General features: G+C 46.3%; 23 protein-coding genes. 4 read left to right on the top strand and 19 right to left on the bottom strand.

The genetic code is table 11. The features are described 5' to 3' along the window. Positions 1-14: 14 nt before the first annotated feature. The 6 genes from OCV96_RS00675 to OCV96_RS00650 form a co-directional block, all read right to left on the bottom strand. On the bottom strand, positions 15-1,751 hold the full coding sequence (locus OCV96_RS00675; protein WP_262593247.1) for an SGNH/GDSL hydrolase family protein: 1,737 nt from the start codon (positions 1,749-1,751) through the stop codon (positions 15-17). A gap of 92 nt (positions 1,752-1,843) precedes the next feature. Continuing rightward, positions 1,844-3,763, bottom strand: a complete 1,920-nt coding sequence (locus OCV96_RS00670; RefSeq protein ID WP_262593246.1) for an alpha/beta hydrolase-fold protein — start codon at positions 3,761-3,763, stop codon at positions 1,844-1,846. Between the two features lie 86 nt (positions 3,764-3,849). Then, the gene (locus OCV96_RS00665; protein ID WP_262593245.1) at positions 3,850-5,484 is read right to left on the bottom strand and encodes a type 2 periplasmic-binding domain-containing protein; all 1,635 of its coding nucleotides are present in this window, start codon (positions 5,482-5,484) and stop codon (positions 3,850-3,852) included. Next, positions 5,481-6,377 (bottom strand): deoxyribonuclease IV, encoded by an 897-nt coding sequence (locus OCV96_RS00660; RefSeq protein WP_262593244.1) that lies wholly within the window; start codon positions 6,375-6,377, stop codon positions 5,481-5,483. The genes OCV96_RS00665 and OCV96_RS00660 overlap by 4 nt, the downstream gene beginning before the upstream one ends. Positions 6,378-6,514: 137 nt before the next feature. After that, positions 6,515-6,727, bottom strand: a complete 213-nt coding sequence (locus OCV96_RS00655; RefSeq protein WP_262593243.1) for a hypothetical protein — start codon at positions 6,725-6,727, stop codon at positions 6,515-6,517. Then, complete coding sequence (locus tag OCV96_RS00650) at positions 6,727-7,917, bottom strand: MFS transporter (protein ID WP_262593242.1); 1,191 nt, start codon at positions 7,915-7,917, stop codon at positions 6,727-6,729. The genes OCV96_RS00655 and OCV96_RS00650 overlap by 1 nt, the downstream gene beginning before the upstream one ends. Before the next feature lie 115 nt (positions 7,918-8,032). Between OCV96_RS00650 and OCV96_RS00645 the strand changes: the two genes are divergently transcribed. Both OCV96_RS00645 and OCV96_RS00640 read left to right on the top strand, forming a co-directional pair. After that, positions 8,033-8,941, top strand: a complete 909-nt coding sequence (locus tag OCV96_RS00645; RefSeq protein ID WP_262593241.1) for an AraC family transcriptional regulator — start codon at positions 8,033-8,035, stop codon at positions 8,939-8,941. Between the two features lie 25 nt (positions 8,942-8,966). After that, positions 8,967-9,098: a hypothetical protein gene (locus tag OCV96_RS00640; RefSeq protein WP_262593240.1), complete on the top strand. Its 132-nt coding sequence runs from the start codon at positions 8,967-8,969 to the stop codon at positions 9,096-9,098. Between the two features lie 21 nt (positions 9,099-9,119). Here the strand turns inward: OCV96_RS00640 and mgtE are convergent, their stop codons facing one another. The 7 genes from mgtE to OCV96_RS00605 all read right to left on the bottom strand — a co-directional run bounded on the left by mgtE (position 9,120) and on the right by OCV96_RS00605 (position 14,455). Next, positions 9,120-10,478 (bottom strand): magnesium transporter, encoded by a 1,359-nt coding sequence (gene mgtE, locus OCV96_RS00635; protein WP_262593239.1) that lies wholly within the window; start codon positions 10,476-10,478, stop codon positions 9,120-9,122. 277 nt (positions 10,479-10,755) lie between these two features. Next, on the bottom strand, positions 10,756-10,995 hold the full coding sequence (locus tag OCV96_RS00630) for a TetR/AcrR family transcriptional regulator (protein ID WP_262593421.1): 240 nt from the start codon (positions 10,993-10,995) through the stop codon (positions 10,756-10,758). A gap of 19 nt (positions 10,996-11,014) precedes the next feature. After that, complete coding sequence (locus tag OCV96_RS00625; protein WP_022312746.1) at positions 11,015-11,503, bottom strand: HD domain-containing protein; 489 nt, start codon at positions 11,501-11,503, stop codon at positions 11,015-11,017. A gap of 71 nt (positions 11,504-11,574) precedes the next feature. Next, on the bottom strand, positions 11,575-12,027 hold the full coding sequence (locus tag OCV96_RS00620; protein WP_227734028.1) for an 8-oxo-dGTP diphosphatase: 453 nt from the start codon (positions 12,025-12,027) through the stop codon (positions 11,575-11,577). Positions 12,028-12,587: 560 nt separating this feature from the next. After that, entirely contained in the window at positions 12,588-13,013 is a 426-nt protein-coding gene (locus tag OCV96_RS00615; RefSeq protein ID WP_119623835.1) for a hypothetical protein, read from the bottom strand. A 54-nt stretch (positions 13,014-13,067) separates the two neighbouring features. Next, on the bottom strand, positions 13,068-13,796 hold the full coding sequence (locus OCV96_RS00610; RefSeq protein ID WP_022313574.1) for a 4Fe-4S binding protein: 729 nt from the start codon (positions 13,794-13,796) through the stop codon (positions 13,068-13,070). Between the two features lie 335 nt (positions 13,797-14,131). Then, positions 14,132-14,455 carry a cupin domain-containing protein gene (locus tag OCV96_RS00605; protein WP_118538123.1) on the bottom strand — a complete coding sequence of 108 codons (324 nt, stop codon included), beginning with the start codon at positions 14,453-14,455 and terminating at the stop codon, positions 14,132-14,134. Between the two features lie 141 nt (positions 14,456-14,596). Between OCV96_RS00605 and OCV96_RS00600 the strand changes: the two genes are divergently transcribed. Continuing rightward, the gene (locus OCV96_RS00600; protein ID WP_022313576.1) at positions 14,597-15,244 is read left to right on the top strand and encodes a Crp/Fnr family transcriptional regulator; all 648 of its coding nucleotides are present in this window, start codon (positions 14,597-14,599) and stop codon (positions 15,242-15,244) included. Here OCV96_RS00600 and OCV96_RS00595 read toward each other — a convergent pair. The 3 genes from OCV96_RS00595 to OCV96_RS00585 form a co-directional block, all read right to left on the bottom strand. Beyond that, positions 15,241-15,867, bottom strand: a complete 627-nt coding sequence (locus OCV96_RS00595; RefSeq protein ID WP_117465071.1) for a flavin reductase — start codon at positions 15,865-15,867, stop codon at positions 15,241-15,243. The genes OCV96_RS00600 and OCV96_RS00595 overlap by 4 nt on opposite strands. A gap of 213 nt (positions 15,868-16,080) precedes the next feature. Further along, complete coding sequence (locus OCV96_RS00590; RefSeq protein WP_262593238.1) at positions 16,081-17,739, bottom strand: transglutaminase domain-containing protein; 1,659 nt, start codon at positions 17,737-17,739, stop codon at positions 16,081-16,083. A gap of 72 nt (positions 17,740-17,811) precedes the next feature. After that, positions 17,812-19,095, bottom strand: a complete 1,284-nt coding sequence (locus tag OCV96_RS00585) for a putative glycoside hydrolase (RefSeq protein WP_262593237.1) — start codon at positions 19,093-19,095, stop codon at positions 17,812-17,814. A gap of 292 nt (positions 19,096-19,387) precedes the next feature. Between OCV96_RS00585 and OCV96_RS00580 the strand changes: the two genes are divergently transcribed. Next, entirely contained in the window at positions 19,388-20,119 is a 732-nt protein-coding gene (locus OCV96_RS00580) for an HAD family hydrolase (RefSeq protein ID WP_262593236.1), read from the top strand. Positions 20,120-20,235: 116 nt separating this feature from the next. On the opposite strand, the gene OCV96_RS00575 is transcribed toward OCV96_RS00580, so the two are convergent. From OCV96_RS00575 to OCV96_RS00565, 3 genes are all read right to left on the bottom strand, one after another. Then, positions 20,236-21,222: a Gfo/Idh/MocA family protein gene (locus tag OCV96_RS00575; RefSeq protein WP_117465066.1), complete on the bottom strand. Its 987-nt coding sequence runs from the start codon at positions 21,220-21,222 to the stop codon at positions 20,236-20,238. 1 nt (position 21,223) lies between these two features. Next, positions 21,224-22,375, bottom strand: coding sequence for a GGDEF domain-containing protein (locus tag OCV96_RS00570; protein WP_262593235.1), 1,152 nt, complete (start codon positions 22,373-22,375; stop codon positions 21,224-21,226). Between the two features lie 149 nt (positions 22,376-22,524). After that, entirely contained in the window at positions 22,525-23,442 is a 918-nt protein-coding gene (locus OCV96_RS00565) for an AraC family transcriptional regulator (RefSeq protein ID WP_262593234.1), read from the bottom strand. Positions 23,443-23,617 lie beyond the last annotated feature (175 nt).

Genomic DNA, 23,617 nt, shown 5'->3' with positions numbered 1-23,617 from the left:
TTCCTCACTCTGTTCTATATTGTGTATCCAAATCCTAAGATTGTAAATTTTTTATTCTGGTCTTCCTCTGTCACTGTAATCCGTACTTTATGGGATCTGCTTTCTGTCTCCCAAAACAGTAATACAGCATTACAATGCAGCCAATTGTTCTTATGGGGATCCGCCGTCATACAATATACATCATTTACAAATACATCGGCCTTCCCCACATCCATTTCTCCGGAATCCTTAAATATAAGAAACAGTGACTTGCAGGTAATCTCCATTTCAAATCCCGGCATCTGCGGTCTGCTTCCATCATACATCCAGTTATACGGAAATTCCGGTGTCTGTGTAAGGCTTCCGTCCATTTCCACACTCTGCAATTCTATATCTGTGGAAGTAAAACTACCCGTCCGGATTTTGGCTCCTACATAACGGTTCTTCTTATCAAGCAAAAAAATTCTTTCAAAATCAGCACCGATCACTGCCGGTCCGAAAAGCTTTTCCGACAGGATCTGTTCCTCCGTCATTCCTTCCACAAAAGTCCCAACTCTTGCAGGTTCTGCTGCATCACAACGCTCAAACAGATATTGCAGGCAGTCCGCCATAATGGTATGTCCGGTATTATTGGGATGAAACATATCATAAAAAAACTGATTTTTAGATAAAATTCTTCCCTCGCCGCACTTTAATGAAAACTGTGGAGTGACCGCATTGAGGATGCTCACCATGGGAAGATCATAAAGATCCCCCACCGGCCTTAACCGCTCCTGTAAATTCCAATCATTTGCAAATACCGAAAACAGGAGAACCACTGCCGGCTTCCATGGCAGTTTCAACACTTTCCGCACCAGGCTTTCATAACAGACACCCTTTGTCTCATCTCCCTCATCGTTTACTGCAAATTCAATAACCACAATATCCGGTCGTTCCCCTTCCCTGAGCACATCCCGGTCAAACCGGATCATTGCCAGTTCTGAAGGTGTTCCGCCGACTCCGGCTTTGATAAACCTGACATTGTTCTGTGTCGAAAAACGATTCTGAAACAGTTGAAAGGACTTATATGCATAGCATTCCGTATGGATTGGTATAGCTCCGGCTCCCTGCGTGATAGATCCACCGATATAGGCAAGCGTTACCTCTTTTCCTGCCTTAGATTTTTCAATAGCCTTACGGATACGATAAGGATTCCCCAGCTGCAACAGAGAGCGGCTGATCATGCCGCAGTATTCTTCCGAATGCATATCTATAAACAGATCCTCTTCCTCCGGAGGTGCTTCGTATCCGTCATTTAGGAAGAGTCTTACACTGACTTTTCCCATCCGCTCCGGCGCTGCAAACAGAATTTTAATCTGTCCCGGCACATGATCATCCTCTGTCCACCTGTAATCCGACAGATAGATTCTATGTTCCATGCCGTCACACTTAAGAGAAGTCGTAAGATTCGTTCCACCTCCGTACAGGTCCTTTTTCCCATACATCTGAAATACAAATTCTGCGGTTTCTTCCGGCCGGTCCGTCTCCACGCTTACGCCGATACTATGTACCAGTCTGCCAAATCCCTCTACTGTCTCCAGAAGTGTCAGTTCTTCCTTATCCGTAACATTTCCCGTGATCTGTGCACTGTTGATCAGCCGTCCGTCGCTTTCATAGATAAACTGGATTCCGGTTCCGTCCTTTTGCCGTTCTCCAAAAATATCTTTGTCTTTTAATATATAGAAAAAAGGTCTTGCCTTTTCCGGATCCTTCGGTGCTGCCGATCCTGTCATTTCTATCCCTCCCGAACTTTTATCAGTTCTATTATAGTCCGGCTCTCCTTGCACAAACACCCGGGAAAATATAGGAAATGCAGGTAATAATTTTATATCCGGCAGGCTGCAAATCGTCTCCGGAAGGAATTCCAATCTTCTCCGTCGCTTCGTTCCATGACAATTGCTTTTGCTTTTTGTCCATCCGGAATATATTTCTTTATAATGTTTTGCATCCGTTCCGGTGTCTCTTCGGCATCGGTCATCACCAATATAGTCTCTACGGCTTTTCCTGCTGCCAGAAAATACTCCATAATGTTCGGTATTTTCCCCTGGTGCAGGAAACAGGACGCAGTTTCTGTGGAAAGTGCTTTTAAGATCATTACGCTCCGCTCTTTTTCCGCTCTTTCAAAATATGCCGGTGTATATACATAGATCGTACTTACTTTCTCTTCCTCCGCAAGATAATCATAATGTATATGCACCTGACCGTGCACTGTATCCGCCAGTTCTGTCAGCGGGAACTCCGGATCTGGCATTTCCAGATAGTTCACAGCCCTGTCTCCCGAGTATCCCACCGGAGCATCCGGGTTGATTACATCCGTACCATTCGCCCTGAAATACACATTATGGTATCCCGGCGTGATATTGTGGATTTCCCCTGTCCAATATCCTTGTCTTTCCTGATCTTTCCTGAGTTTTAGGAATTCTTTTCCGTCCAGGGTGGCTTCTACCGAGACTGCCTCCGGTGCCTCGAAGCATACGACTGCCGTTCCCTGTTCCGTAATGCAGATTCCGTGAGGGATGTCCGGGTATTTTCCTGCAGGCCTCCCTGCTTCATCAGTCTCAAAGCGGATCTGGCGGTATACCGGATCAAACATCAGTATCTGTTCTTCCATGGTCTGTCGCTGTAGTCTCTGTCTTGTGATTCTGGCTGTTCTTTCCCCCGGAATGTCATCCGTTTCTGCCCCCGCTTTCCGGAACAATAACGGTACAAAATCATACAGGCTTTTCCTCCAGACATGCCATTCGTGATATCCCTCATATACTTTGGAAATGCAATACTTTCCTGCATTTTCAAACTTTTGTTCTATCTGCCTCATTCCCGTTCTGATCTGATCCTCATAGCATCCACAGGACATAAATACGACATCCAATGTTTCCTTGCTGTCGCAGATCCGTTCCATCTCATGAATAGCAACTCCGGAAAATACACCGGCAGCAGAAAATAACTTCATATTTTTTGCCACAATATCCGTAGTCTGCGCCGATCCCAGGGAAAGTCCCGCCATCGCCCGGTAATCTCTTCCCTTTCTCACCCGGAAATTATTTTCAATATAAGGAATAATGTTGTGAATCAGTTCACTCTCAAAATTTCCAGGGTAAAATACAGGTTTTTCTCCATCTTTGAAGGCATAGCCACTGCTCATGACCACGATCATTTTCTCGCACTTTCCCTCTGCGATCAGATAGTCCATGATAAAGTTCGTCTTCCCCTGCCAGATCCATCCGGTCTCGTTCTCTCCTACGCCATGCTGCAGGTACAATACCGGATATCTTTCATCTCCTTCTTCATATCCATAAGGTGTATAGACATAACATTCCTTCAGGTGGCTGCTCACCTTCGAAGCGTATTTACAGATGCTGACCGTACCATGAGGAATATCCTTTGCAAAATAGAAATCCACATTCTTCTCCTGCACCTCAAAAGTATTGATCGCAGCAAAACACCCATAAGAAATTCCGGCGTACGGATTGCAGATCCTGACACCGTCCACATACCAGAAATAATAATGCATCCCCCAGTGAAAATCTTGAACTTCCGCAAAAAATCCGCCCTGCCCATCGGGCATCAGATTTATTTTCTTATTTGTAAAATATCCCCCAAGTCCGGCAACCTGTACTATTTTTGCTGCCGGTGCATACAGATAAAAAATGACTGCGCCGTCTTCTTTCACTGTAACAGATGGTCTTCCTGCTCTCTTTTTTTCTATTGGATATCTGTCCAAAGCTCCGTTTCTCTTCTCGTTCATAAAAAAATACCCCCAATCCTTTTCTTTAGTTTAAAGGAATTGAGAGGTATTTTTCTATTTGTTTTTTATACTTTTTTGTAAAAAACTTATCCTTTTACTCTTTTTTCCACCTCAAGCTGCAACATCTGATAATAAATCTCAGGATTACAGGAATCATATGCTTTCATATATTGCTCCCACGCAGTCTCAAAATCTTCTGCCATGATCACCTGGGGAAGCCATTTGTGTTTCACCGCATCCATCCGATCCCTGACCTGTCCGGCAGGAGAATTAGACGACAGGGATGTGGTATAACTGTACATGGGATACCATGCCCCGGGAGCCTCATTGTTGCCGATCATATCCACATAATTTGTCACTCCGTAAGCAGAAAAACATTCCTGAATATCCTCCGGTTGATTTTTATAAAATTCCGTTGTCTGATATTCCAGTGAAAACGCATTGATTCCATCGGAAAGCCTTCCTTCTACTCGTGGAAAATAAGAATAAAAACAAAAGTGTTTTCTCTTTTCTTCCGAAGTCATCCAACGCTTCTCCTGCTCCTCTGTCAGATAAAACAATCCGTTTTCATCCACGCAGTAATCATCTCCCTCTTTTCCCCAGAAACGCAGTTTAATAATCTCCGGCTCTAACAGGTCACTGACAAACTGCAAAGCTCCGTCAATGTCATTGCAGGATACCGTAATGGATAAGCCTGTAGAGCTATCCATCTCTGCGGAGCGTGTTACATGCCATTGGTTGGCGATTCCTTCCTCTCTGGTAATCGGAAGTGGAACATAATCGCAGCCCTGTTCTCTAAGGCCCTGTTCATCATAGGCATTCTGAATCGAATAGTAGAACTGCCACCACTGATCCGGCATACCGCAGACCGCACCCGTGGATAATTTTGCCAGATAATCCTCATAGGTCTCTGTAAATACTTCTGCACCGAGAATATCTTTGTGATATTCCTCATTCAGCTTTTTAAAGTACCATTTGGCAGTATCTGTGGTGTTATAATCGTAAACCTGTAATGTATCCGGATCCACAATACAGCTTCCGTCATTTGGATAACCATCCAGAAACTGCGGAATATTTTCCAGACAAAAATACCGCCAGTCATCACACAAAATCGTAAACGGAATGTTCGGTGTTCCATCCTCCATTACTGGGTTCGCTGCCACATAGCGCTCGATGAGATCAAAATATTCATCCACAGTATGAATCTCCGGATACCCCGCCCATTTCAGCACTCTGGTCTGGATCCAGAAGGCTTCACCTGAGTGGGTCACCTCCACATCTTCGCCATGGGTCACACCAAACTGTGGGATCCAATAGATATGACCGTCCGGTCTGCGGAATCTCTCCCACTGTTCTTCCGTCAGGTAATTTTTGATATTGGGATAATTCTCCCAGTATTCATCTAAAGGAAGTAATGCCCCTGCCTCATAAAGACTGGTATCTCCGGAAATAAAATCCGGATATTCCCCACTCACAATATAACTGTTCAAGGCACTTTCCTTGGACTGTCCCACCAGCCATAGTTCTTCACAATCCGCACCTGTCAGGCGTGCGATTTCTTTTTTTATATCATTATTCTGGTCAATAGATTCTCCCTCCACAGCAAAAAAAGCTGTGAAATGCTTCACATTGTTCTGCGCCGCTGTCTGTGCATATGCAAAATATAATATTCCGCCCAAAAGTCCAAATACTGCTACTGCTGCAATGATTCTTTTTTTCAATCGTCTGTCCTCTTATCCATCTGTTTTGAGGCTTTCAGCCATGCAATCTCCTGCTTGTAAGGTGGAATGGTCTTCTTGTCTTCGCCCTCCGCACACAGCCATGGTGTCTCCAAGATTTTGGGCACGGCGGTAAACCGTTCGTCATGGACGATCCGATGCAGGGTCTCATAGCCGATGGTACCCTGTCCGATATTGGCATGGCGGTCCTTGTGGGCTCCTAAGGGATTCAGGCTGTCGTTCACATGGATCACTGCAATCTGGTTCAATCCCAGAATCTTGTCAAACTGCGCAAGCACACCTTCGTAATCATTCACCAGATCATATCCGGCATCGTTCACATGGCAGGTGTCAAAGCATACCCGCAGTCTGTCCTTCCGCTCTACTCTGTCATAGATCTTTCGCAGCTCTTCGAAAGTTCTGCCGACCTCACTGCCCTTGCCTGCCATGGTTTCCAGTGCGATATTGACCTCACTGTCATCCGCATCAAGCACCAGCTTCAGTCCCTTTGCGATCTGCTCCACGGATGCTTCCACACCGGCACTTAAGGAAGAACCCGGATGCAGTACCAGTACCTTACTGTGAAAGGCTGCGGCACGCTTTACTTCTTTTGCCAGAAATTCCACGCCGAAATCAAACATTTCCGGCTTCTCCATGTTGCCTAAATTAATAATATAGGGAGCATGAATGACGATTTCCCGGATACCTGCTTTTTCGGCATAGGAAATCCCCTCATCAATTCTCAGCTCTCCGATTTCCTTGCGTCTAGTGTTCTGGGGTGCCCCGGTGTAGACCATCAGCACGTTGGCACCGTAGCTTTCCGCCTCCTTCACAGAGCCTAAAAACATTTCTTTTCCCGACATTCCCACATGGGAACCCAATAATATCTCTGACATAAAAACTGATAACTCCTTCGAAATAGATTTTTCCTTTCAACTGTCCTGTTAGGTCTTGCGTTCTTCCACCATAATTGCTATTACTGCCCCTCCTGCCACTGAAAATATTCTTCCCAAGAACCACATTGGAATTGCCATTATAAAGCCGCAACTATTTTAATGCCTATTTTTTCACTACATATAACGCAGCTTTCATATCGTCCAGATACAATTCTCGGCTCATACAACACATCCATTCCCATTCCTATCATATCTAAGGTTAATCCGTTTACGTCTTTCCTTTGTCTGACATCAAATACGATATACCCCAGTCCATCCTTACCTTCTTCTATAAATATCTTACCTTCCATTATTCTGAAAATTCTCCATTTGCCATTCTACATAGAATGATTCCTATAAGCAACAGTACCGGAAAAATAATTCCTGCCAGGATTCCCATTTTCATGTTATCTCCCAAAGCTCCTGATACCATCCCAACCAATGTAGGACCTCCCGAACAGCCTATATCTCCGCCCAATGCCAACAAAGCAAACATAGCTGTTCCGCCTTTGGGCAAAGCAGCCGATGCCTTGCTGAAAGTTCCCGGCCATGCGATTCCCACTGACAGCCCACAGACGGCGCAGGCAATCAGGCTTAACATAGGCATCGATAATAACGAAATCCCCAAATAAGATAAAATACATAAAAAAGTACTAAAGATCATAAAGTGATCCAAATTGATACGGTCGCCATATTTACCGTAAAACAATCTTGAGGTTCCCATTAAGATTGCAAATGCCATCGGTCCCGCCAGATCCCCGGCTGCCTTGGAAATACCAAGACCTTTTTCCGCAAAAGCAGACGCCCATTGGCTTACTGCCTGTTCACTTGCTCCCGCACATATCATCATGATCAGCAGTATCCAAAATATTTTTAACCGGAATAAATCCTTTAACCCAAGTCCGGCCTCTCCATCCGCAAGCAATGGCTCCATCGGGACTTTTGAAAAAACAAAAGCATTTCCAAGGGGAATTACCGCCCAAATAATAGCTAATATTTTCCAGTTATCTATACCAGCCACATGAAAAAACAATGTTGAAATGAGTACAACTCCTGCATGTCCCCAACAATAAAAAGAATGAAGCAGACTCATTGCTTTCTCCTTATTATCCGATGGACACGCTTCAACAACCGGACTTACCAGAACTTCCAAAAGTCCGCCACCTACTGCATAAATCATTACAGAAGTCAATATCCCTATAAATGGTATCGGTATCACTTCCGGTAAAACTGTAAGAAGGATCAATCCTGCCGCTGCCAGAACATGAGCCATAACCATGGATACGCGATAACCTATTCTATCAACAAACCTGACGGAAAGAAGATCGACCAACAATTGAATTCCAAAATTAAAAGTCACCAGTAATGTAATCTGAGAAATCGGCACATGATAGTTTTTCTGAAAAAACAAGAAAAGTAATGGTACGAAATTGTTAACGATAGCTTGTACAATATACCCCACAAAGCAGGCTGTAATTGTCTTGTTGTATTGATTTTTCATTTTGTTTCCTCCTGTTAGGTGGAATTATATCGCAAATCAAAGATTCAGTCATTGCACAAAATCGCATTTTTATAGTACAATATAACAAACTCTATAGTTTGTGAGGAAATCTACCATGGATTTTTATAAAATAACTACAGATGAAACACTACGCGAAACCGTCCAGCATGGCAGTGATCATTATCCATTTGCATACTATCCTGAAAATATCTGGGAATTTGACTTTCATCGCATTGACTGGCACTGGCATCATGAGTTGGAATTTTTATATGTTGCTGAAGGCTCTGTTCTCTGCCTTGCAGGAACAAGCAAAATAGAACTGCCGAAAGGCTGCGGCATATTTATCAATAGTGGTATCATTCATCGTTTTGAAGTACAAGGCAGTACATTTACACCTAACATTGTTTTTTCGCCGACTCTGTTAGCCCCCGAAAACAGCCTCATTTATGAAAAGTATATTATCCCTGTGATAAACTCTTCTGTTCCCTATCAGGTGCTTCGCCCATACAACCGATGGGAAAATCAGATTCTGCAGCTTTTGACACATATTTTTTCCCTTCAAGAAGCAAAGGAAACTAATGAATTAGGTACCATGCAGCTTTTACTTCAGCTTTGGAACATACTATTTGAAAATAAAGATTGGAAATCCGATTCTGACAGTATTCATCGGTTAAATCACAAACAGGCAGGCTTACAAACTATGATGCAATATATTCATGACCACTATATGGAAGAAATTACGCTGGAAATGATTGCAGCATCGGCATCTATCAGCAAAAGTGGTGCTTTACACATTTTTCAATCCAACATCCACTGTTCTCCGGTAGCATATCTGATTCAATACAGACTGGCGCAGGCTGCCGAACAGCTTTATACTACTCAAAAAAGCGTTTTTTCCATTGCTGAAGAAAACGGTTTTACAAGTTCCAGCTATTTTTGTCGAAAATTCAGACAGCATTATCATATGAGTCCCAATGAATACAGAAAGAAGAAGCTGACCCATTGTATCAGTCATCCAGTATAAACCGCATAACTTTGACCCGTATGCCATGGATCATGGGGAAGCTCTGATCACACAGTGCGCTATGGTATTTTTTGCCCTGGATGATATGGGAAAAGTCATCGCCACCTGTATGGCACTGACCAATAGCAATTCTTACGCTTTTACAACCACCACTTAAAGGTAGGACTCACCTCTGTTGCTACCGGATCAGAAGCAGCCATGCCATTCCATAATAGGTCACTACCGCCACCAGATCGTTTACTGTGGTGATCAGGGGACCGGATGCCACTGCGGGGTCTACCTTTATCTTATGGAAAAACATGGGGATCACAGTACCCACAGCGCTGGAGATTGCCATTGCCACCAGCAAAGATACTCCCACACAGCCGGAGATGCCGAAGGCTCCCATCCAGGTATATCCTTTGAACAGATGCACATAGACACCGAGACAAAGTAATGCCATAATGCCCAGCAGTGCTCCGTTTAAGGAACCGGTCTTTACTTCCTTGACCACCAGCTGGAACTTCTGTTTTCCCGTCAGATTTTCATCCATCAACACGCGGATGGTCACTGCCAGAGACTGGGTTCCCACATTTCCCGCCATATCCAGCACCAGCGACTGGAAGCAGATCACGATGGGAAGCACCGCCACCACATTTTCAAAAAGTCCCACCACAGAAGACACTCCCATGCCTAAGAACAGCAGAATGATCAGCCAGGGCAGACGCTTTTTCATACTCTGGACTATGGGCTCCTTCAGATCCTCTTCTGCGGTCAGACCTGCTAGCTTTGCATAGTCCTCGCCCATCTCATTGTCCACCATTTCGATCAGGTCTTCGGATGTGATGACACCTAGGATTCTCTTATCTTCTGACAATACGGGAATCGAGTCCTCCGCATAATCCAGGATCCGGTCCATGCAATCATCGATCTTCTCATGATCGGTCACATAAGGATAAGATTTCAACACCAGATCTTCCAGATGTGTATTTTCTCTTGCCCGGATCAGATCCTTCAGATCAATGGCTCCGGCGAAAACACCCTTTTCATCTACCACATAAATGGTCATGATATTGTCGTTTTCTCCTGCCTGCTTCACCAGCTCGCTCATAGCCTGCTTGATGGTCAGGTCTTCCGAGATGCAGATGTAATTCGTTGTCATGCAGCTGCCGATCTCTTCCTCATCGTAAGACAGCAGCATCTTCACATCTTTTCTCGCATCCTCGTCCAGCATCCGGACGATCTGTTCTTTCTCTTCCGGATCCAGATCTTCCAACAAATCGACGGCGTCATCGGAATCCATCTCGGAGATCACTCTCGCAGCACTCTCCACAGACAATTCCCGGATATACTTACGGGGTTCCTCAATGTATTTGAAGATCTCTGCGACCTTCTGCGCTCCCAGCAGATGATACAATCGCTTCCGTTCTTCCTCTGTCATCCCCGCCATCATATCGGCAATATCGTTTTTATGATAATTCAATAAAAAATCCAGGATCTCCTCATCCGTTTTCTCGCTGCGGAATAATTCTGCCAGTTCGGAATATTTCTTGTTCATAGTCTAAGTCTCCTTTCTCGTTCTCATCTTTTAAATGCAACGTAAAGGGCAAAACAAAAGAAGCATCACACGATGCTTCCTCTGCATAAATCTCTATGCACAACAAATCAAAATACGGCCGTCACTTTCCACAGACAGCTGTACCCTGCTCGCAGGAAAAAGCACCGTGTTTTCTACTTCGCCCATAACCATCGCAACTGTCCATGAAATTCACCTCCGACTTGTTTTTTTCGTGGTTATAGTAGCACTGTACCATTTGTTTTGCAAGCTGTTTTTCTTATTTTTCAATTGCATTTTTGTATGCAAACATAGACTTGCTATATTCGACAAATTCCTCCAAAGACACTGTCTTGTACTGATCCGGCATACTCTCTTTATCATCTTCCGGCATGTCATACTCTGCAGCCTGCTCGCTGTCTCCCTGCTCCATCCGCTCTACAATGCAGTCAAAAATATCTCTTTTACTCTTGTAATGGCGGTATAATGCTCCTTTCGTCATGTCAAGCTCTCCGGCGATCTTTTCATTCGCAAAAAAGTCATGCTATATCATACATCTCTCTGCAGATCTTTTTCCCAGTTTCCGTCCGGAAAATATTCCGATAAGCGTTCTGCAAGGCTTCTTCAGACAGTTCGTCCTCACACATGTTTACAAGGAAATCCGCTTCCACCAGAATCTGATAATCAATGCCGTCTATATTGTTGTAGGTATGATGATGGGCAATCAGATACTGTACCCGCTCAGAAACTTCTCCGGAAAAACCAAGATCTGACAGCAGCTTTTCAGCAATGACCGGGCCTTCTTTTTCCTGTAATTTTCCGTTACAGTTTCCGTATTTTTCTTCACACAGATGGATGCCGATATCATGAGTCAGTGCTGCCGTCTCCAAAATAAATAAGGTCTTAGCATCCACATTCTCCATTTCCGCAATCAGCTTCGCATAGCTGTGTACCTTGCAAAAATGCTGAATGCGCTTTGCATCTCCATGGTAAAGTTCGATCATTGCCATATGTAATTTGTTGATCATTTTATTTTCCTCCTACCGGGTTTCCTTTGTGATGCTTTCCGTTTTCACGGGCCTCCTGCCTCCGAAATATCCTACTGGATCTTTGATACAATGCCTTCTTCCGTCAATGTCTGCAAACATTCCTGTGCATTCTCATCATGCATCATCTGCCACACCTGCTCCATACCGGGCGCCAGCGGCTTCTTCAAAAACTGTTCTCCGGAGATCCAGTAGACCTTTCCCTCCTCGGATGAGATCAATTTTCCTTCATATTCCGACGTTTTATATAAAAATCCCACATTCCTTATATCCCCTGTCATCCAGTGATAAATGCCGGTCAGTCTGGGATTTTGGATCGTCAGTCCGGTCTCCTCATAGATTTCTCTGATCACCGATTCTTTGAAAGTCTCACCCGGCTCCACATGCCCTCCGGGAAATGTCGTTCCCGAATACCCTTTTCCCTCCTTGTCCAGTGCCAGCACATTGCCCTCGTTATCATAGACCATACACATATTCATAAAGATTACTTTTTCAATTCCAGCCATTACTTTCTCTCATTTCTCTAAGATAAACTTAATATAACATAATCTTGCTATGCCGGCAAATCGAGTTAGTGTAACTTGAAAGTTAGTGAAATAATCCCGTAGCCCTTGGCAGGGTATAAGAAACGCGGCACGCTCGCGCTCTGTCGCAGAGCGTAGCGGTACATAAGCGGTCACAATACGACCGCAATGCGTCCCTTGGGACGCTATGGTACCGACGTCTGCTTACGGCACTGCTTATTCTTATACCCAGCCGGGGCTACTGGTTTTTGAAAGCTTTCCAAAACGCAGAACTCCCGGAGTATGCGGTGCCATGTCGAAGATGTTTGTCGGAGGATGTTGATATTTTCTAGAAAAGTGCTGAAAGACAGGGGGAAAGCGGACACGATGTCCGCGTCAGCCGATTGTCGACATGGATGTCGACTGTAGGCGGCCCCGTCATGACGAGAACCACTCATCACTTTTCGTAGAAAATTCACATCTGGAGACCTTACATCGAGACATGTGTATCGCATGCTCCGGGAGTTCGTGAATTTTGCCAATGTATTTCACTAACTCTCAATTTATTGAATCAAATCATAGCACATAATCTTCTGCTGTATCTGCGCATAAGCCTCCGGCTCCAGATCATATCCCAGATAAGCAATTCCCTGATACACTGTTTCCGGAATGATCTCCGATGAACTCATTTTTTTACAAATAGCCTCAATCAGATCCCGCTTTGCCGCGATGATCTTCGCATCTGCTGCGTAAAATTGCGACATATCGCAATCTGAAGTATTGCCACAGGGGTTGAGACAGGTAGCGCAGTCCGGTGCAATGGCGAATTTCTCCGCATGAATCTTCTGGACTGTCTCTTCTTCGCTATCGCCGTCTGTCAACCGCAGAAATGCTTCCCGGACCACACTGTCCGTCCGCTCTGTTTTGCCATTATTAGACATGGCTCCCACCAAGCCGATCAGGGCGCTGATGATTCTGTCTCCCTGCATTTTCCTACAAACCTCCATTTTTCAGATGCCTGCTTTCCGTACAGGCAATCCTGATTATTCCAAAATTTCTCCGTCAATGGAGATGGTCACTACCTGCCAGGGCAGGAACTTTCCGCTGTCCTGTATAGCCTTCTTTGCCGCCATTTCCAGTCCTCCGCAACAGGGCACTTCCATGCGCACGATGGTCACGGACTGAATGTCGTTGTTCCGCAGAATCTCCGTCAGCTTCTCGCTGTAATTCACTGCATCCAGCTTCGGACAGCCGATCAGCGTCACTTTGCCGCGAATGAACTCCTTATGAAAATTTGCATAAGCATATGCGGTACAGTCTGCCGCGATGAGCAGTTTTGCCCCGTCAAAATACGGTGCCTGCAAAGGTGCCAGTTTGATCTGGACCGGCCAGTTACACAACTGGGATTTCATTGTCGCACTACTCTCTGCCACAATTTCTGCGTTCTCCGTCCGGTTCATCTGACGCATTCTGCTTCCTGGGCATCCTCCATGGGGAATCTGCATACCTTCCCGTTGCATCTTTTCCTGTTGTTTCAGCTGCTGTGCCTGCTTTACTGCCGCCTCATCATAGGCCGGTGCCTCCCGCTCTTCGAAGGTGATGGCTCCCGTGGGACACCCCGGCAGGCAGTCACCGAAGCCGTCGCAGAAATGCTCCCTGACCAATTTTGCCTTGCCATCAATAATATCTATCGCACCCTCGTGACATGCGGTCGCACAAATACCACAACCATTGCATTTTTCTTCATCAATATGAATGATTTTTCGAATCATGTTGCCTCCTTAATTTTGCTGTTCTCTTTGTCTCTTCGAATACTATAGCAGACTTAAGCTGGTTGTTATGTTGTTTTTCCAACAAAATCATTATTTCCTTCGCATACAAAATCATCTTCTCCAGCGTCCTGCGATTAATCGTAAGCAGCGCTTCTCCTTCCAGCTTATGACCAATGGCCTCATAAAAAGAACCGATAGTGAACCAGTCCAACCTATGGGCACCATCATGTTCTCGCCCAGCTCCAGCGGTAAAATTCTGAACACAAAGGGCAAAAAAATACCGCCTGCATGAATATTAGTTCCACACAAGCGGTATATACAGCACGACTTATAATTTAGAAAGACACGGTCAGCTGCATCTTGAATCTCTCTTCACCGTATACTGCGTGAGGAATATCCTTGGGCATGATCAGTGTCTCGCCCTCTTCCACATAGAATACCTCGTCGCCTACGGTAAATCTGCCCTTGCCTTCCAGAACGGTCACCATGGCATCTCCGCCTGCTGCATGGGTAGATATCTCCTCGCCCTTGTCAAAGGAAAAGATTGTCATGCTCACATAATCGTTCTGTACCAGAGTCTTGCTGACTACCTGGCCCTCCTGGTATTCCACCAGTTCCTTCAGAGTTAATTTGGTCTGCTTGTCGATATTTTTATACATCGTTGTCCATCCTTTCTTAAACACATCGTTATTGTGCCTGCCCGGCATGCTCCCACCAGAGCTCTCCTTGACTTTCTGAGGTGATTATACTAGAATCATCCCATCAAGTATGTTGATTTTCCAACAAAAGGAGAATTCATTATGACTAGCACTCTTTTTCAAAATATTTTACCCGAAGATATCCCTGTTATGCTGAAGCGTCTGAATGCATATACGAAATCCTATCAAAAGGAAGAATACATCAAGCATGCCGGTGATCCTGCGGATTTCATCGGCATTATCGAATCCGGCTCCGTTCACATCCTACAGGACGATTATTACGGCAACCGCAATATCACCGCTTCTATCCCCCCGGATTCCCTGTTTGGGGAGGCTTTTGCCTGTGCAGGAATTCCATATCTTCCCGTGGATATTGTGGCAGCAGAGGACTGTACAGTGATGTTCCTAAATGGGAAAACACTGTTAAACACCTGCGACAACAGCTGCACTTTCCATCATACCCTGATACGCAATCTCCTAGGAATCGTAGCGCAGAAAAATATGTATCTGAATCAGAAGATCAAATATACCTCCCGTAAGACCACCCGGGAAAAACTGATGGCCTATCTTACCGATCAGGCAAAATTGAAAAGGAGCAACGATTTTACCATCCCTTTCAACCGGCAGGAGCTGGCGGATTATCTCGGGGTAGAAAGGAGCGCCATGTCCGCAGAGCTGGGCAAGCTCACAAAGCTTGGCATCCTCCGGACACAGCGCAGTCATTTCACCTTATTAAAACCACTGGATTAATTTTTGATCACCTTTTCAAAATCGGAAGCTGGGTGTTTGCACAGCGGACAGATAAAATCTTCCGGCAGTTCCTCGCCCACGTATTCGTAACCGCAGATGGTGCAGCGCCATACCGTCTGGCCGTCTGCGGTTTTTCCCACTTCCTCCGGCTTTGGCTTTACCTCTTCTTGATAGTACTCATAGTTTGCCGATGGCTCCTCACTTAACACTTCCATCTCTGTCACTTCACCAATGAACATGGTGTGGGATCCCAGATCCACGGTCTGACTGACCTTTACCGCCAGATAAGCATTTGTGCCTTCTATGATGTAGGGCACGCCATTCTCCGCATTTTTATACGCTGTGTAGTCTGCGAATTTGTCCACTTCCCGGCCGGATTGGAAACCAAAGCGCTGATATAGAGGGAATAGTGCTGTCTTACTAAGCACCGATACGTTGAACACGCCGGTCTTTAACACCATATCATGGGTATAATTTGCCTTGTTGATGCATATGCAGAGCTGATTCGGAGTGGATGCCGCCTGAATCGCAGTATTGACGATACAACCGTTTGCTTTCTCTCCATCTTTCGTCGTTACGATATATAATCCATAACTTAATTTGTGCATTGCCTTCTTATTCATTATATTCTCTCCTTTTCTCCTTCAGCCTGTTTCGCTTCCTTTTTAGTATCTCTTATCTACCATATTTTATTTTCTTAACATTACTTATTTTCTTTATCCTGATGATAACACAGTTGAAATTATCTGTCAATAATATTAGTAATGATTCTTATTTTTATTTCTATAATTTAAAAACACCGATACCTTTCGATACCAGTGTTTCTTATCTGTTTCCTAATAGGTCACAACGTTATGATACACTCTGTAATATCCGTCTCCGATATCCACCAGCTGCAGCTGTATTGCAAAATACTCCATACCGAGATTTTTCAACACATCCACCACATATCCCTGCTCGTAGGCTCCGGTATGATAGGATTGCTCAATGGTACTCCACAGGCTCTTAGGCACAACATTGTCAAAATGCTGGTCACCACTTCCCAGGCCGGTCAGCTGCTTCCTGCAGTCTTCATAATAGGAACTTAAATCCGTCAGCGCATCGGCTCTGGGCTCCGGCGTAGCGGCAGTTGTGGTATTGCCTGCAGAGCCTGCGGTATTGCCGGAGGGATAACGCAACGGCTCCTGAGGATCCGGATTGATATAATCACTGAGAGAGCTGCCAGGCTGCTCCGGTTCCTGCGTACCGTCTCCCTGCTGTCCGGGATCTGTAACGCTCCCGTCTGTCTGACCGCCGGAGGGTGTGGTGCCTGCGTCCGGATCCGGTGTGGCTCCGCCTGCTTCAGACGGCTGACCGGTACCCGCTGCCCCTGTGGTATTTTCCTGTCTGTAAGCGGTACCGTTGCAGGCCGGCAGATACACCGACAGATTCTGTCTTATATGGGTGGAGGCAAAATCTGCATCCGTCTTGTTAAAATAGTCATATCGGATGGCCGCTGCGTCATCCCAGGTCACATCCACATTGTAATAACCATCCTCCAGCTTTACGATATTCCAGGCATGATCCCCACCGGAATAACCGGTGCAGTAATAACAGGGAATTCCCAGCTGCTGTAACAGATACTGATAAGCTCTGGCATAACCGGCACACACGCTCTTCCCATTCACCAGTGCACTGTAAGCACTCTGGTTCATATCCGCTGTCAGATCATAGGTCACTGCCGATGCCAGTGCATCATGCACATATTTCTCTTTTTCATAATTGCTGTCAAGGGACGCTGCCCCGGTAATCAGATTCTGTGCCGCCGCATCAAATCTTTGCTTTGCGCTCTCCAGATCATCTGCCGTACTGTTATATTTTAAATCGATCTCCACGCATTGCCCGTTGGTCAGATATTTGCTGGAATAACCCGTCTCCAGCCAGAACATTTCCGGATGATCACCGATCACCGCCTCAAACGCTGTCTTTACATCACTGGCAGACACGGTCTTCTCCGGTGCAAACTTTTCCGTCAGGTTCTGTGCGTTGGCATAAATCTGCCGGTATACGGACTGCTGATTCTCCGACAACATCTGATAATACGGATACTCCTCTGCGGAAAATGACAGCCCCTCTCCCGTTTCTCCGGAACCTAATGTTTCCTTCAGATTCTGTGCTTCCTGATCCGGAATCTGCTGTTCTTCCGGCTGCACGGGAGTAAATCCTGTCCTGCCGCTGACATCCTCCGGAATCTGCATCTGATCCATGGACGGCGCCACGTAGCCGTTCATTTCCCCCGGCATACCATTAGGAAGCGTCACACTGATATTTCCATTCCCGGAAGTCTGTCCTTCCCCGGTCTCTTCGGTCCCAGGGGGCATATCCACTGTATTGCCATACAGTTTCTGCGCCAGAGAACTGGTCATATCGGGGTTCAATGCGAATACCAGGATTCCGCCACACAACAGCAGACACAACACTGCAATTCCTATCATGATCTTATTGACTACTTTCATCTTATGCTCCTATCAGACCGGGCTCCTGGCCTGTGCTCCTGCCCGGATTTGTTATAAAGCCAGCTTCTGCCGCTATTGCTTCTCTTCTCCTGCGGCAAGTAATCCATCCGGAGAATAGCGGTTCGTTGCATTCCACAGGATCCATTCTTCATATCCCGCATCGTAGACTGCCTGGATCTGTTCCCGGATCTGGGTTCCGTTATAGGAGATATGCCCAGGAACCCAGGTGGCCGTAAATGCCTGCAGCCAGGGTCTTACCACGGCCCGTTCCGCTTCCGGAATCTCCTGCAATTCTTCTGCAGACCCCTGCATGGCGGCCGATACCGTTTCGTAAGGATGGGCATCCGGCACCTTCAGACCAAACACACCGTTAGCATAATGAGAGGGATATACCATAGGGCTGATGGCATCCACTGTCTGTCCCAGTGCCGTGTAATCCTGCCCTACGGTCTGCACATCCGTCTCGCTGCCGATAATAGTGCCGAAGACATCTGCCGTGACCACACAGCCCTTTTCGTGAAGTCTGTCTCCCGCATAGGAGAGAAAATCCTGTATAGCCTGCCGTTTCGGATAGGCTTCCATATCCACACCGTAATCTGCCGCATCGGCATCCGAACCTACCGGGAATCGCACATAATCATACTGGATCTCATCAAAACCCAGATCTGCCGCCATCTCCGCAAGCTCTGTCAGATATTCCCAGACCTCCTGCCTGTAGGGATTTACCCAGGCCAGTCCATTGGCATCTGTCACCGGCTTACCGTCCGGCTTCGTCAGTGCCAGTTCCGGCTGTGCCGCCGCCAGAATGGGATCCTTAAAGCATACGATCCGCGCAATGGTATATATATTATGATCTTTCAATTCCTGCATCATTGTCTGAATGTCCCGGATGTAACGTATTCCGGCCTGCATTTCGGATATCCGGTCCAGCACGGGAATGTCCTGTGGAATCTCCTCATTAGTCAGCCGGAACGTCAAATTTCCCTCGTCGTTTTTCACGTCGATGACCATGGCATTCAGTTCCGTCTCATCCACCAGGCGGATCAGATCTTCCATTCCGCCACTGCCAGCCTTCGGGCCGGTGACGTAGATTCCCTTTACCTTCGTCCGTCCCGCCATGCGGTCCGCCGTAGTCTGCTCTGCATCCCCGGTGGCGGCATCCCCATCCGTGACATCCGGTGCATTCTCCCCGGTGGCAGCCTCTTCTGTGAAATCCACCGTGGCCATTACTTCTATTCCTGTCTCTTCCGTCCCTGTCAGAGATAATTCATTGTCTGTTCCACAGCCGGTCATGCCTAGTATAAGTACAATCCCTGCTGCCAGAAGTCTCTTCCCCGGACCAGTATTTCGTATCATCGGTACTCTCCCTGCATACCGCCGGTCGCTCCTGTTTTCTTTATCCAGCGGTACAAAAGCTTCATAATTTCATGGTTCTGAATAGTTCCGTCGGAGTCAAAAGGTCTTTCACCCACTTATGAGCAAGCTCGTGTGGGCTTAGACCTTTTGCCCCTGGTATCATTATATTTTTAATTGTTAAAAAATGCAAGAAATGCTACACTATATCTATCGGCTCTGCCTCCGCTTGAGAAAAGAGCCGTCCTGATTTTCCCTGGAATAAGGTTTTTCACCACAAGAAATTAGGTCTTCCATGTATCATAATTTTATCTTTGATCTCTACGGCACCTTAGTAGACATCCACACTAATGAAAATAAAACTTCCCTCTGGAAAAGGCTTGCGCTGTTCTATTCCTTCCAGGGTGCTTCCTATACGGGGAGGGAACTGAGGAACAGATATCGCCAGCTGGAAACGGCTGCCAGCAAGGTTCCCTCATCTTACACCTGTCCGGAGATCTGCGCCGCAGATATTTTTCGAACTCTTTATGTCGAAAAAGGGATCCAACCCACAGAGGCTCTTCTGACCGCTACCGGTCAGTTCTTCCGGATCGAATCCCTCAATATTTTACAATGCTATCCCGCCACGATCGGCACACTGCAGCAGCTCCATGCAAAAGGCTGTGGGATCTACCTCCTGTCCAATGCCCAGCGGATCTTCACCGAATACGAGCTGCGCTCGCTGGGACTCTGGGATCTGTTCGACGGTATCCTTATCTCCTCTGACGAGGGCTGCTGCAAGCCGGATCCCGCTTTTTTTCAGATCCTGTTTGACCGCTACGGATTAGATTTCACCGACTGTCTGATGACCGGCAACGAGCGTACCAGAGACCTGGCAGGTGCTATAGCTGCGGGGATCGACTGCTGTTACCTGCACACCGCCACCTCTTCCGGTTCCGCAGATGAGCCACCAAAAAAAGCCCGCTTTACAGTTATGGATGGTGACTCTTATGCGCTGCAAAAACTTCTTCTAAGTTTAGCGAGATAAGATAAAGCACCCGGAAGTCAGCTTTTTCCCGGGTGTTTTTTCATCCATACAAAGGCTGCCACACAGATCACCACAGAGATCATGGAGCCTGTCAGGAACTGCATCAGGAATGCTCCTCAGATTTTTTCCGTGGCACGCTCTTCCTCTGGATAAGTCAGTCCCCAGTCTTTTCGGATCCGGGTCATCATTTTCATAACATCCTCGGTAAGCTCAAGCTTCATTAATTCCGGATGTCCGGCGATGGCCTGTTCCATATCCTCCACCTCGTATCCCAGTGCGTCTGCCGTAGCTCCCGCCACAATTTCCTCGGTGTGTCCGTCTTCCGTGTACGTGATCACTGCTTTCTGCCCTCTGGGATACTCATACATTTCCACGTAAGCCTTGTCAAAAGAGATCATGCCCCGTTTGGGCTGCTTGGCATGCAGGGACAATGTGACCGTTGCCATCTCCTGCTCCCGGTTCATCAGAAGTATTCCCGCCTGCTCGTCCACACCGGTAGGTGCAAGCTTCACCTGCGAAGTAATCTGATCCGGGCAGGAATTTAAGAACATTCTGACAAAGGAAAGGGCATACACACCGATGTCCAGCAATGCTCCTCCGGCCAGATTCCGGTTGAAGAACCGGTTCTTCATATCGTATTCCTTATAACTTCCGAAATTCATCTGTATCACACGCAATTCTCCGAATTTTCCGGCATCCATGCGTTTTTTCAGTTCTTTATAAATCGGCATATGATAGATAGTCATAGCTTCCGCCAGCACCACACCATGCTCCTTCGCCAGCTGCACTGCCTCTTCCAGTTCTTCGGAATTCAGCGTAATGGATTTTTCGCACAGCACATGCTTGCCAGCTGCCAGCGCTTTCCGCAGAAAGTGAATGTGAGTGTTATGGGGTGTGGAAATATAAATGATATCCACCGCAGGATCCGCACATACATCCTGAAAGCTCGTAAACACCTTCTGCACACCGTATTTTTCCGCAAAGGCCACTGCCTTCTCCGGCGTCCGGTTCACGACACCATACAGTTTCTGTCCTCTTTTTTCCATAGCCTGCGCCAGCTCATTTGCAATGACACCGCAGCCTGCACTTACCCAGTTTGCCATCCTATTTTCTGCATTCCTTTCCACGCGTCTTATTCTCATACATCTTTGTATCCGCTTCATTGATGATCTTACGGACATCCACACCACAGCCTTCTGCCCAGCCCACAGCACTGGAGACCGGCATCTCGCCCTGACTGTTTTTCTCCTGCAATGCAGCACTGACAGATTCGATCATGGACTGGATCTCCGCTTCCACCGGATTCTCGATCAGCATGACAAATTCATCTCCGCCTATGCGATAGACCTTACGTCTGTCCGTGGATAATTCATATAATACGGAAGACAACGTCTGGATCAACACATCTCCGGCGGCATGGCCATATTTGTCATTGACACATTTCAGATTATTCACATCCCAGAAAATAGCTGCCAGTCTGTCCACCTGCGGATAGTAATCATTGATCATTTCCTCATATTTGTTCTTGTTATATACATGGGTGCCCAGATCGGTCTCCTTACGATATGTCAGATCAGCGATCCTCTGTGCATCCTCGTGGCTGGTAATGCTGATATACCGCAAAATAATGGTGAATATCAGAAGTATCACCGCCCGGGGCAGCGCTCCGTAGAACAATATCACGAACACCGGATCCGGCTCAATGCCAAACTGCAGCGTCCCCGCCATCCACTGCTCCATATACCAGTCTCTGGAATGATTGCTTCCTAAGAGCATATTCAAATCACAGATTCCGTGATAGAATCCCGTCACCATACTGACAGCCATTGTCACGTCATTGACAACATAGGTGATCCACAGTGTCATCCGCTCCCTGTACTGTACCGCCAAAAGCAACGGCAACACATAGATAAGCACCGCATGGAATGACAAAAATGCCGCAATGACTGCCGATATCATACAGATCAGTGTCAAAAACACATACTTTACCCAATGCTTTGACAGATCCACCTTTTTATAAATGTATAAAACAGGAATTCCCATCACCGCCGACACCCCTGCTGCCATGGTAAAAATTCTGGCATCCACAATAAAGATTCTCACTAATGTCAACAGCCAGAGGAGCAGAATAGTCACAAAAATCCAGAAAAAACCTTTTAGTGTGTGTATATTTGAGTTGATCTCCTGCTGGTATAATTCTTTTTTATACTTTTCCTGATAATTTTCCATCATAACATCCCTATGTTCTTCTATCATTTGTTCTCTTCATTCAGTGCTCAGCGCATAACAGATACAGTATAACATATTATGATTTTTTTTGCATTAAATGAGCTTACTTAGCATAATTAAAATCCTATTTTTCCACATTCTGTTTCATGCTGTCGGTGCCCCGGCAATCGACCTCTTTACTGGGAAATAATCAAGCTGCGGTTATTTTCCCGGTACTCTTTTGGGGAAATGCCATAGATTTTCCGGAAATTCCGCAGGAAAGAGGAGTAATCCGCAAAGCCGGTCTGCTGCCAGCTCTCAGTAATGTTCTTCCCCTCCGCCATGGCCTGGCAGGCGGAAATAATCCGCTTGTTCACAATAAAGTTATGCACCGTCATGCCGGTGATCTCCTTGAATTTCCGCAGAAAATGATACTTACTCATGTGCACGGCCTCCGCCACTTCCTCCACTGTGATCTCCTGGCTGAGATGGGTCTCGATGTAGCCGGTCACCTGCTCCACCAGAGGATGATCCACGATCTCCTGTGTGGAAGACAAATATTCCTCCCGTTTACACAACACATTCAGATACCCAAAAAACAGGCTCAAATTGCCTCTGTCCATGACCTTACGGATTCCGCAGTTCTGGACATCATCCCCCTCTAAGATCTCCGACATAGCAAGCTTTAGCAGAAATCCGCGCAAAATTTCCTCATAATAAATGGGGAAATGATACAGTTTCGGCCCCGCTCCCCAGAAGCATTCTGCAAGAAACGGCTCTCCCACCGCCAGCTCCCGCAGCATCTGATCACTGATCCACAAAATGATCCGGCGGGACGAATCCATTTTCTTCTCCGTGGGATGATATTTGTGCATGACATTCTTATCGATCAGCAGGAAATCTCCCTTCCGCATCCGCACCGCCCGGTCCTCGATCAGGGAAGAAAATTCCCCCTCTATAATATAGATCAGCTCATAAAAATCATGATAATGGAACGACACCGCTCCGACAGGCTCCCCTACCTTCTCATAGACCTCATAGTCACCGCTCAACATATATTGCCGTTCGTCCGCCGCATCCCGGCAGCGCAGGCTGCTTTTTCTGTTCACGACCATCCATTTTCTCTCCTGTATCATTCTGTTCAGTTTTTATTTTCCATGGTTTATATCCCCTGTCTTACTATATAGCAATTTTTGCACTATTTCAAGCAATTCATGCAGTTTTAATGCATTTACCATTCTGCTATGCTTAAGACAGCAAAAAACGAAACCAAAGCATTCCCTACAAGGA

The sequence above is a fragment of the Waltera acetigignens genome (assembly GCF_025567015.1).
GTDB classification, from domain to species: domain Bacteria; phylum Bacillota; class Clostridia; order Lachnospirales; family Lachnospiraceae; genus Acetatifactor; species Acetatifactor acetigignens.
Note: the sequence above shows the minus strand (reverse complement) of the source record. Positions and strands in the feature narration are given on the sequence as shown.

What these genes read in the sequence shown, in the direction of transcription:
- OCV96_RS00675 (WP_262593247.1), bottom strand. Translation starts at nt 1,751, where the DNA reads ATGACAGGATCGGCAGCACCGAAGGATCCGGAAAAGGCAAGACCTTTT.
- OCV96_RS00670 (WP_262593246.1), bottom strand. Translation starts at nt 3,763, where the DNA reads ATGAACGAGAAGAGAAACGGAGCTTTGGACAGATATCCAATAGAAAAA.
- OCV96_RS00660 (WP_262593244.1), bottom strand. Translation starts at nt 6,377, where the DNA reads ATGTCAGAGATATTATTGGGTTCCCATGTGGGAATGTCGGGAAAAGAA.
- OCV96_RS00655 (WP_262593243.1), bottom strand. Translation starts at nt 6,727, where the DNA reads ATGGAAGGTAAGATATTTATAGAAGAAGGTAAGGATGGACTGGGGTAT.
- OCV96_RS00650 (WP_262593242.1), bottom strand. Translation starts at nt 7,917, where the DNA reads ATGAAAAATCAATACAACAAGACAATTACAGCCTGCTTTGTGGGGTAT.
- OCV96_RS00645 (WP_262593241.1), top strand. Translation starts at nt 8,033, where the DNA reads ATGGATTTTTATAAAATAACTACAGATGAAACACTACGCGAAACCGTC.
- OCV96_RS00640 (WP_262593240.1), top strand. Translation starts at nt 8,967, where the DNA reads ATGGATCATGGGGAAGCTCTGATCACACAGTGCGCTATGGTATTTTTT.
- mgtE (WP_262593239.1), bottom strand. Translation starts at nt 10,478, where the DNA reads ATGAACAAGAAATATTCCGAACTGGCAGAATTATTCCGCAGCGAGAAA.
- OCV96_RS00625 (WP_022312746.1), bottom strand. Translation starts at nt 11,503, where the DNA reads ATGATCAACAAATTACATATGGCAATGATCGAACTTTACCATGGAGAT.
- OCV96_RS00620 (WP_227734028.1), bottom strand. Translation starts at nt 12,027, where the DNA reads ATGGCTGGAATTGAAAAAGTAATCTTTATGAATATGTGTATGGTCTAT.
- OCV96_RS00615 (WP_119623835.1), bottom strand. Translation starts at nt 13,013, where the DNA reads ATGCAGGGAGACAGAATCATCAGCGCCCTGATCGGCTTGGTGGGAGCC.
- OCV96_RS00610 (WP_022313574.1), bottom strand. Translation starts at nt 13,796, where the DNA reads ATGATTCGAAAAATCATTCATATTGATGAAGAAAAATGCAATGGTTGT.
- OCV96_RS00605 (WP_118538123.1), bottom strand. Translation starts at nt 14,455, where the DNA reads ATGTATAAAAATATCGACAAGCAGACCAAATTAACTCTGAAGGAACTG.
- OCV96_RS00600 (WP_022313576.1), top strand. Translation starts at nt 14,597, where the DNA reads ATGACTAGCACTCTTTTTCAAAATATTTTACCCGAAGATATCCCTGTT.
- OCV96_RS00595 (WP_117465071.1), bottom strand. Translation starts at nt 15,867, where the DNA reads ATGAATAAGAAGGCAATGCACAAATTAAGTTATGGATTATATATCGTA.
- OCV96_RS00590 (WP_262593238.1), bottom strand. Translation starts at nt 17,739, where the DNA reads ATGAAAGTAGTCAATAAGATCATGATAGGAATTGCAGTGTTGTGTCTG.
- OCV96_RS00585 (WP_262593237.1), bottom strand. Translation starts at nt 19,095, where the DNA reads ATGATACGAAATACTGGTCCGGGGAAGAGACTTCTGGCAGCAGGGATT.
- OCV96_RS00580 (WP_262593236.1), top strand. Translation starts at nt 19,388, where the DNA reads ATGTATCATAATTTTATCTTTGATCTCTACGGCACCTTAGTAGACATC.
- OCV96_RS00575 (WP_117465066.1), bottom strand. Translation starts at nt 21,222, where the DNA reads ATGGCAAACTGGGTAAGTGCAGGCTGCGGTGTCATTGCAAATGAGCTG.
- OCV96_RS00570 (WP_262593235.1), bottom strand. Translation starts at nt 22,375, where the DNA reads ATGATAGAAGAACATAGGGATGTTATGATGGAAAATTATCAGGAAAAG.
- OCV96_RS00565 (WP_262593234.1), bottom strand. Translation starts at nt 23,442, where the DNA reads ATGGTCGTGAACAGAAAAAGCAGCCTGCGCTGCCGGGATGCGGCGGAC.